This is a genomic window from Nocardioides sp. (genome assembly GCF_036405735.1).
Taxonomy (GTDB): domain Bacteria; phylum Actinomycetota; class Actinomycetes; order Propionibacteriales; family Nocardioidaceae; genus Nocardioides.
Window position 1 is genome coordinate 1 of record NZ_DASWXC010000045.1, and the last position, 8,560, is coordinate 8,560.

The 8,560-nt window shown below is 71.5% G+C and carries 9 protein-coding genes; 6 read left to right on the forward strand and 3 right to left on the reverse strand.

Annotated elements, in window-relative coordinates:
* Both VGE38_RS06815 and VGE38_RS06820 read left to right on the forward strand, forming a co-directional pair.
* Positions 1-962: carbohydrate ABC transporter permease (locus VGE38_RS06815; protein WP_331141778.1), on the forward strand; the 962-nt coding region annotated here is incomplete at its 5' end.
* Positions 959-1,891 carry a carbohydrate ABC transporter permease gene (locus VGE38_RS06820; RefSeq protein WP_331141779.1) on the forward strand — a complete coding sequence of 311 codons (933 nt, stop codon included), beginning with the start codon at positions 959-961 and terminating at the stop codon, positions 1,889-1,891. The genes VGE38_RS06815 and VGE38_RS06820, both read left to right, overlap by 4 nt.
* A gap of 76 nt (positions 1,892-1,967) precedes the next feature.
* Here the strand turns inward: VGE38_RS06820 and VGE38_RS06825 are convergent, their stop codons facing one another.
* Complete coding sequence (locus tag VGE38_RS06825) at positions 1,968-3,329, reverse strand: GH1 family beta-glucosidase (RefSeq protein WP_331141780.1); 1,362 nt, start codon at positions 3,327-3,329, stop codon at positions 1,968-1,970.
* Positions 3,330-3,376: 47 nt separating this feature from the next.
* On the opposite strand from VGE38_RS06825, the gene VGE38_RS06830 reads away from it, so the two are divergent.
* The 4 genes from VGE38_RS06830 (at position 3,377) to VGE38_RS06845 (ending at position 7,220) form a co-directional block, all read left to right on the forward strand.
* A complete protein-coding gene (locus tag VGE38_RS06830) occupies positions 3,377-4,402 on the forward strand; it encodes a LacI family DNA-binding transcriptional regulator (protein ID WP_331141781.1) in 1,026 nt (341 codons plus the stop codon).
* Positions 4,403-4,429: 27 nt separating this feature from the next.
* A complete protein-coding gene (locus VGE38_RS06835) occupies positions 4,430-5,290 on the forward strand; it encodes a hypothetical protein (protein ID WP_331141782.1) in 861 nt (286 codons plus the stop codon).
* Positions 5,291-5,375: 85 nt separating this feature from the next.
* Positions 5,376-6,200, forward strand: a complete 825-nt coding sequence (locus tag VGE38_RS06840; RefSeq protein WP_331141783.1) for a LamG domain-containing protein — start codon at positions 5,376-5,378, stop codon at positions 6,198-6,200.
* An 81-nt stretch (positions 6,201-6,281) separates the two neighbouring features.
* On the forward strand, positions 6,282-7,220 hold the full coding sequence (locus tag VGE38_RS06845; RefSeq protein ID WP_331141784.1) for a hypothetical protein: 939 nt from the start codon (positions 6,282-6,284) through the stop codon (positions 7,218-7,220).
* Between the two features lie 117 nt (positions 7,221-7,337).
* Here VGE38_RS06845 and trmB read toward each other — a convergent pair whose 3' ends face one another.
* Both trmB and VGE38_RS06855 read right to left on the reverse strand, forming a co-directional pair.
* On the reverse strand, positions 7,338-8,111 hold the full coding sequence (gene trmB / locus VGE38_RS06850) for a tRNA (guanosine(46)-N7)-methyltransferase TrmB (protein ID WP_331141785.1): 774 nt from the start codon (positions 8,109-8,111) through the stop codon (positions 7,338-7,340).
* A gap of 124 nt (positions 8,112-8,235) precedes the next feature.
* The coding region (locus tag VGE38_RS06855; protein ID WP_524538542.1) for an EF-Tu C-terminal domain-related protein at positions 8,236-8,560 on the reverse strand (325 nt) is incomplete at its 5' end.

Here is an 8,560-nt window from a genome sequence, read left to right on the forward strand (position 1 = left end):
TGACCGTTGGGAGTGCCATGTCCGCCGCCGAGAAGCTCCTCCAGGCCGCGATCGTCATCGCGCTGTTCTTCGCCGTCGTCGCGGTGATCCTGCTGCTGACCTCCCGACTGCGGTCGCGGTCCGGCGAGGTCATCCAGTCGACGGCGTTCCTCCTGCCGACGCTGGTCCTCATCGGCGTCGGCCTGCTCTACCCGGCCGTCTCCACGATCCGGCTGTCGTTCCGCAACAACTTCGACAAGCTCTGGGTCGGGACCGACAACTACAAGACGATCTTCACCGACTCCGACCAGCTCACGGTGCTGTTCAACACGGCGCTGTGGGTCATCATCACCCCGATCGTGGCGACGCTCATCGGTCTCGTCTACGCCGTACTCGTCGACCGGGCGCGGTTCGAGAAGTCCGCGAAGGCGCTGATCTTCCTGCCGATGGCGATCTCCCTGGTGGGCGCGTCGCTGATCTGGAAGTTCGTCTACGACGACAACGTCGGCCTGATCAACGCCGCCACCGACGCCGTCGGGCTGGGCCGCCACCACCTGCTGATCAACGCCCCGTGGAACAACCTCTTCCTCATCGTGATCATGATCTGGGTGCAGGCCGGCTTCGCGATGACGGTGCTCTCCGCGGCCATCAAGGCCATTCCGACCGACATCGTCGAGGCGGCCCGGCTCGACGGTGTGAGCGGACTGAAGATGTTCCGCTTCATCACCGTCCCGAGCATCCGTCCCACCCTGATCGTGGTGCTCACCACGATCACGATCACGACCCTCAAGGCCTTCGACGTCGTCCGCACGGTCACCGGCGGCAACTTCGACACCAGCGTGCTGGCCTATGAGTTCTACGTCCAGAGCTTCCGCGCCAACAACGGCGGCCTCGGCGCCGCGCTGGCGGTGCTGATCTTCGTCCTGGTCCTCCCCGTGGTGATCTACAACGTCCGGCAGATGCGGAAGGTGGCGGCCCGATGACGACCCTCGACACTGACATCAGCGACGTCAGCACCCTGAAGAAGATCGAGCGGACGGCCGAGCAGAGCCGCAAGGGCCTCACCAACCGGTGGGCGTCGCTCGGCGCCCTGGTCATCGCCGTGCTCTGGACGGTCCCGACCGCCGGCCTGCTGATCTCGTCGTTCCGGCCCGAGGCCGACATCAAGACCACCGGCTGGTGGCGGATCGTGACCGACCCCGCCTTCACGCTGGACAACTACCGTGCGGTGCTCTCGGGCGCCTCGCAGTACAACCTGTCCGACTACCTGATCAACTCGGCCATCATCACGATCCCGGCGGTGATCATCCCGATCAGCATCGCCGCGATGGCGGCGTACGCCTTCGCCTGGATGCAGTTCCCGTTCAAGAACACGCTGTTCGTCCTGGTGTTCGCGCTGCAGATCGTGCCGATCCAGGTCACGATGATCCCGCTGCTGCGGCTCTACGTCGACCTCGGCCTGGCCGGCGGCGACGCACCCGGCGGCGGCTTCTACACGATCTGGCTCTCGCACGCGATGTTCGCGCTGCCGCTGGCGATCTACCTGCTGCACAACTTCATGAACGAGATCCCCGGCGAGCTGATCGAGTCGGCGCGCGTCGACGGGGCGGGCCACGTCCAGATCTTCACCCGGCTGATCCTCCCGCTGATGACGCCCGCGATCGCGGCCTTCGCCATCCTGCAGTTCCTGTGGGTGTGGAACGACCTGCTCGTCGCCCTCGTCTTCGGCGGCGGCAGCCCGGACGTCTCCCCGCTCACGGTGCAGCTGGCGGCGCTCTCCGGCACGCGGGGCCAGGACTGGCACCTGCTCGCGGCCGGTGCGTTCGTGTCGCTGATCGTGCCGCTGATCGTGTTCCTGTCCCTGCAGCGGTTCTTCGTCCGCGGCCTGCTCGCGGGCAGCGTCAAGGGTTGAGATGTGGCGTGCGGGACGTCATGCGGTCCGGCTGCCTGAGCGACCGGACCGCATGACGTCGGCCGCCGCAACCGGGTCAGCCGCGCAGGCGCTGCTGGAGCCAGCGGTAGGACGCCTTCGGCGTGCGGTCCTGCGTGGCGGGGTCGATGTGGACGATGCCGAAGCGCTTGGTGTAGCCCTCGGCCCACTCGAAGTTGTCCAGCAGCGTCCACACGATGTAGGCGCGGACGTCGGCGCCTGCCGCCCGGGCGCGCTCGGTGGCGGCGATGTGGCCGTCGAGGTAGGCGATCCGGTCCGCGTCCCGCACGACCCCGTCGACGACGGTCTCGTCGGCGTAGGCGGCGCCGTTCTCGGTCACCATGATCGGCAGCCCGGTGCGGCGATGGCTCTCGACGAGCAGCTCCTCCAGTCCGGCCGGCTCGACCTCCCAGCCGATGTGCGTGCGCGGCTCGCGGACGTGGAAGGTCACCGGCTCGACGCCGGGGTAGGCGTCGGTCTCGGGGTGCCGCTCCTCGCCCTGCGGCGTCGGGACGACCGGCCCCGGCCGGACGGGCGTGTAGTAGTTGACGCCCAGCCAGTCGGCGGAGCCTCGGACCAGCTCCAGGTCGCCGTCGCGGACCAGCTCGGGGTCGGCGAGCACGGGCGCCACACGCAGTACGCCGTCGTCGTACGCGCCGTCGACGAGCGGACCGAGCCACACCCGGTTGCGCACGGCGTCGACGCCGTCGGCCGCCGACGCCGGCGTGCCGGGCTCGGGCCAGATCGGCGCCAGGTTGTGCACGATGCCGACGTCGCGGCAGCCGGCCTCGTGGAGCCGCTGGGCCGCCAGGCCGTGGCCCAGGTTGAGATGGTGGGCGGCCCGGTGCGCGTCGCCGCCCTCGCGGCGGCCGGGCGCGTGCACGCCGGCGGCGTAGCCGAGGTACGCCGCGCACCACGGCTCGTTGTGGGTGGCCCAGACCTTCACCCGGTCCCCGAGGCGGTCGTAGGCCACCATCGCGTAGTCGGCGAAGGCGTACGCCGTGTCGCGGTGCAGCCAGCCGCCCCGGTCCTCCAGCGCCTGCGGGAGGTCCCAGTGGTAGAAGGTGCCGGTCGGCGTGACCCCGCGCTCGAGCAGCGTGTCGACGAGTCGGTCGTAGTAGCCCAGTCCGCGCGGCTCGACGGCGCCCGTGCCGGCGGGCACGATCCGCGGCCACGCCAGCGAGAAGCGGTAGTAGGCCACGCCCAGATCGGCCAGCAGCGCGACGTCCTCCGGGTAACGGTGGTAGGAGTCGCAGGCCACCGAGCCGTCCTTGCCGTCCCGTGTCGCGCCCGGACGGGCCGCGAACGTGTCCCAGATGGAGGGCCCGCGGCCGTCGGCCGACGTGGCGCCCTCGATCTGGTACGACGCGGTCGCGGAGCCGAACGCCAGGGCCGCGCCGTCGGGCAGGTGCGCTGTCATGACCGCCAGCCTAGACGAGCGAAGCCCGGCTTGGGAGCGCTCCCATCATGACCAGCATCCGGGACGTCGCGCACGAGGTCGCGATGTCGACCGCGACCGTCTCCCGCGCGCTGCGCGGCCTCCCCGGCGTGTCCGAGGAGAACCGCAGCCGCGTCATGGCCGCCGCCGAGCGGCTCGGCTACGTGCCCTCCCCCAGCGCGGCCGGTCTCGCCAGCGGGCGCACCAGGACCGTCGCGGTGGTGGTCCCCCGCGTCACGCAGTGGTTCTTCGGCCAGGTGATCCAGGGCGCGGAGGAGGTGCTGCGGGGTGCCGGCTACGACCTGCTGCTCTACAACCTCGCCGGCGACCGGGCGGCCCGGCACCGCGTCTTCGAGACCAGTCTGCTGTCCAAGCGGGCCGACGCGGTGCTGGTCCTGGGCCTGCGTCCCTCCCCCGAGGAGCTGGCGCGGCTCGGCTCGCTCGGCCGGCCGGTGGCGATCGTGGGCGCCGAGGCGCCCGGCTTCTTCGCGGTCCGCATCGACGACGAGCGCGCCGGGCGGCTCGCGACCGAGCATCTGGCCGCGCTGGGGCACCGGCGGATCGGGTACGTCGGCGGGTCGCCGGAGGTCGCGGTCGACTTCACCGCTCCCCCCGCCCGACTGGCCGGCTACCGCGCGGTGCTCGCCGCCCGGCACCTCGAGGACGACCCCGCGCTGGAGGACGTCGGCGACTTCACGGTCGCCGGCGGCACCCTGGCGGCCCATCGGCTGCTCGCCCTGCCGCGGCGGCCTACCGCGATCTTCGCCGCCTCCGACGAGATGGCGATCGGCGTGCTGCGGGCGGCCCGCGAGCATGGCCTGCGGGTGCCCGAGGACCTCTCCGTGGTCGGCGTCGACGACCACGAGCTCGCGGCGTTCTTCGACCTCACCACCGTCCGTCAGCCGGTCCGCGAGCAGGGCCGGGTCGCCGCGGAGCAGGTGCTCGCCCAGCTGCAGTCGGGGCGGCCCAGCGCCTCGCCACCAGCCTCGCTCGTGCTCCCGCTCGAGCTCGTCGAGCGCCACACCACGGCCAGCCCGGCGCGGGTGCCCTCCTGATCCAGGGCGCGGACCTAGGGTGACCGCATGCGTCCCATGGGTCCCGCAAGGCTCCGCCGTACCGCCGTCGCCGCGACCGCCGTCTGGGCCGGCGCCGTGCTCGCGGGCAGCACCGTCGTGCCCTCGCCCGCCGGCGCGCTCGGCGCACCCGGGTCCTGCGGCCGGCCCAGCGGCTGTACCGCGTTCGAGCTGCAGCACGCCGGCTCGTCGTACGGGTGGTATCCCGTGCGGCACCGGCACGAGTTCAAGGGCGCCAAGCCGGCCGCGTGGGTCAAGGGCGCCGGCGGTCAGCTGTGGACCACCAAGGGGATGCTCACGCTCAACGGGCGCCGGGGCGACCTGAGTGCCACCTGGACGGGGGCGGCCTACGACCGTGGCCGCTGGGAGGTGCGGATGCGCACCGACCAGAACAACGTGCGCGCCGCCCACGCGCCGGGGCTGACCGACTACCTGGTGAAGGTGGAGCTGGTGCCGGTCACCGAGGAGCACTGCGGCGCCGAGGGCGTCACCCTGCTCGCCTACCACCCCTCCGAGCCGACGACCGCCGGCTTCGCCGTCCACTCGCTGCCGAACCTCACACACACCGCGTCGCTCACCACCCGCCGGCCGGTGGGCCGGTCGAGGTGGCACACGTTCGCCGTCGAGCTCGCCGACGACCACGTGTCATGGTTCGTCGACGCGAAGGTCGTCGCCACCCAGCCGACCAGCACACCGCTGCTCGACGTGCCCCTCCAGATGCGGGTCTCGCTGGTCGCCACCCCCGGGGCGACGATGCGGCCGACCAAGGTGCAGCTCGACTGGGCGAGGTACTGGCCGCTCACGAAGCCGAACAAGAAGCCCCTCACCGCGCCACCGCTCACCGAGGGCAGGTACGACGCCGCCTGCTGAGCCCTGCTCGGCCCGACCGCCGACCGTCGGCGAATCTGACGGCTCGCGCCGACGTGGCTAGGGTGGCCGGATGTTCATTACGCGCATGACCACGCGACTGGCCGTTCTCGGGTCGGTCCTCGCCGTCGCGCTCCCGCTCCTGGCCACCGCCCCGGCGTCCGCCGCCCCGGGCTCCTGTGGCCGGCCGAGCGGGTGCACCGCCTTCGAGCTGGTGCACGCCGGGGCGAGCTACAACTGGTATCCCGTCAAGCACCGCTACGAGTTCAAGGGCGGTCGCACCGAGCCCCGCGAGTGGAGGCTCACCGGCCCCGGCCGGCTCTACCAGCAGAACGGCATGCTCACGCTGGTCGGACGCAAGGGCCGCAGCGCTGACGTCATGACGACCTGGAAGGGCGTCTCCTACACGAAGGGCCGCTGGGAGACCCGGCTGCGCACCGCCCGCGAGTCCCGCGGCGCGACCGACTACCGCGTCCAGGTCGCGCTCGTCCCGGCCGCGAAGAAGAAGCGCCACTGCGGTGCCCGCGACATCGTGATGCTCGACTACACCCCGAAGAAGTCGCACACCGCCAAGTTCGCCGTGCGCAACCTCCCGAACGTCCAGTTCGTCTACGACAAGGAGCTGTCCCGCAAGGTCGGCTCCGACGAGTGGCACGTCTTCGGCGTCGAGGTGACCCCGAAGCACGTGAAGTGGTTCGTCGACGCCCGGCTCGTGGCGACCGAGAAGCGGCCGGCCGCGCTCTCGGGCGTGCCGCTCACGATGCAGGCCCGCCTGGTCGCCGAGCCCGGCGCCCGCATGAACAAGACCCGGCTGCAGATGGACTGGGCGCGCTACTGGACCATGAAGAAGAAGGGCGCCAAGGCCACCGGCGGCGCCAAGCCTGACCAGAAGACGTACGCCGGCGCCTGCTGAGCGGACTAGTCCACCCCACCGATCGGTCACTCCTGGGCCGAGCTTTGGACGGGCGGAGGGCCCGCGACCTACCGTGTCGCGGTGACTCTCCGCCCGTTCCGTGCTCTCGGACTCCTTCTCGCACCGATCACTCTCCTGGCGCTCCTCGCCACGCTCGTCGCCCCGCTCCCCGCCTCAGCCGCTCCCGGCTCCTGCGGTCGCCCGGAGGGCTGCAACGCCTACGAGCTGATCCACTCCGGCTCCACCTACGCCTGGTGGACCAGCAAGGTGACCCGCCACGAGTTCGAGACCACGGGCGAGCAGCTGTCCGGGGTCGCCAACCCGGTGCCCGGGCCGTTCAGCTACGTCGGCACGCCGGACGTGTGGGCCAAGAAGTACGGCACGCTGCAGATCGAGCACACCCGCGGCGACCTGGTCGCCGACTGGAACCAGGCGCGCCGCTACGGCCGCTGGGAGGTTCGCTTCCGCAGCAAGACCGGCTCGACCAGCAAGAAGGTGCCGGCCGGGCTGCCGCCGTACCAGGTGAAGCTGGAGCTGGTGCCGGCGAGCCCACCGGCCCGCTGTGCGCCGCGGTCGGTCGTGATGGCCAGCTACGGCCAGTCCGGCTCGCACACCGCCACCGTCGGCGTGCACCGCCCCGGGCTGCACCGCAGCGCGCCCGTCACGCCGGTCGGTCCGCTCTACGACGTCAAGACCTGGAACGGCACCCAGGACGCCCGGTACGGCGCCTGGCGCGTCTGGGCGGCCGAGGTGACGCCGAGGTCGGTGTCGTGGTTCCTCGACGGGCGGATCGTGCGTCGGCTGCCGGTCAAGAAGGTCATGCGCGGCGAGCGACTGCACCTGCGCGCCTCCCTGCTCGCCGCCCCCGGCGCGGCACGGATGGACCCGCTCGTGACGCAGTTCGACTGGTTCCGCTACTACCCGCTCGGCCGCACGACGACGAAGCGGAAGCTGGTCCGCCAGCTCAAGCGAGCGCCCATCGCGCGGCCGGTCGCCGGCCGCCCCGAGGTCGGTTGCTGACACCGCCCCGCGCCCGAGCTCGCGAGGGTGCGGACCAGGCGGGGTGATCGAGTAGCGCCACGGGCGAGCTTGCGAGCCCGTGACGCGCGTATCGAGATCACCGCCCCCACGCGGTGATCACACTCTCCGGTAGGCGAAGTCGGCGATCTCCCGGCCCTCGGCGAGGCCGCGCCGCTCGAACTTCGTGAGCGGACGCTCGTCCCAGCGTTCGGCGGTGCCGCCGGCGAGCGTCGGCTCGGTGGCCATCACCTCGGCGATGTGCTCGGCGTAGTCGGCCCAGTCGGTGGCGAGCCGCCACGTGCCACCGGCGACCAGCCGTGAGGCGGCGACCCCTACGAACGGCTGGTTGACCAGACGGCGCTTGTGGTGACGCTTCTTGTGCCACGGGTCCGGGAAGAGCGTCCACAGCTCCGTGATCGAGCCGGCCGCGAACAGCTCGGTCAGCGACCAGGCGGCGTCGACGGTGCACAGCCGGGCGTTGGTCGCGCCGGCCGCCTCGAGCCGGCCGAGCGTGTCGGCGACCCCGGGCAGCCACACCTCGAAGGCGAGCACATTGACGTCGGGATGCGCCGCGGCGTACGACGCCGTCGTCTCCCCCACGCCCGAGCCGATCTCGACGTAGAGCGGTGCGTCCCGCCCGAACCACGCGGCCCCCAGGTCCAGCGGCCCCGTGACGTCGGCGACCGCCTCGGGGCCGAACACCCACTCACCCGCAAGCCGGTCCCAGGCGTCGGCCTGCCGGGCCGTGAACCGGCTGCCACGACGGGCATACGACAGCACCTCGCGCAGCGGCCGACCGTCCTCGGTGAGCCGGACGTTGGGCCGGGACTCCGGGCTTGCGTTGCGCGAGCGGGCGAGCTTGCCGTGCTTGTCGTGGGTCTCGGGAGGCATGGGTTCCATTCTCGGGTCAGGGGTCTCGATACGCTCGCTGGCGCTCGCTACTCGACCAACGAAGCGGGCACAGCAGAGGGCCCCGCTGCCGAAGCAGCGGGGCCCTCTGTGAGATGAAGCTAGATCACTTGGTGATCTTGGTGACCCGGCCGGCGCCGACGGTGCGGCCACCCTCACGGATCGCGAACCGCAGACCCTCGTCCATGGCGATGGGCTGGATGAGCTCGACCGACATCTCGGTGTTGTCACCCGGCATGACCATCTCGGTGCCCTCGGGGAGGGTCACGACGCCGGTCACGTCCGTGGTACGGAAGTAGAACTGCGGACGGTAGTTGTTGAAGAACGGCGTGTGACGGCCGCCCTCCTCCTTCGAGAGGATGTAGACCGAGGCCTCGAAGTTGGTGTGCGGGGTCGTGGTGCCCGGCTTGATGACGACCATGCCGCGCTCG

Coding starts and splice junctions, on each gene's coding strand:
- VGE38_RS06840 (WP_331141783.1), top strand. CDS start 5,376: ATGACCACGCGACTGGCCGTTCTCGGGTCGGTCCTCGCCGTCGCGCTC.
- VGE38_RS06830 (WP_331141781.1), top strand. CDS start 3,377: ATGACCAGCATCCGGGACGTCGCGCACGAGGTCGCGATGTCGACCGCG.
- VGE38_RS06820 (WP_331141779.1), top strand. CDS start 959: ATGACGACCCTCGACACTGACATCAGCGACGTCAGCACCCTGAAGAAG.
- VGE38_RS06825 (WP_331141780.1), bottom strand. CDS start 3,329: ATGACAGCGCACCTGCCCGACGGCGCGGCCCTGGCGTTCGGCTCCGCG.
- VGE38_RS06835 (WP_331141782.1), top strand. CDS start 4,430: ATGCGTCCCATGGGTCCCGCAAGGCTCCGCCGTACCGCCGTCGCCGCG.
- trmB (WP_331141785.1), bottom strand. CDS start 8,111: ATGCCTCCCGAGACCCACGACAAGCACGGCAAGCTCGCCCGCTCGCGC.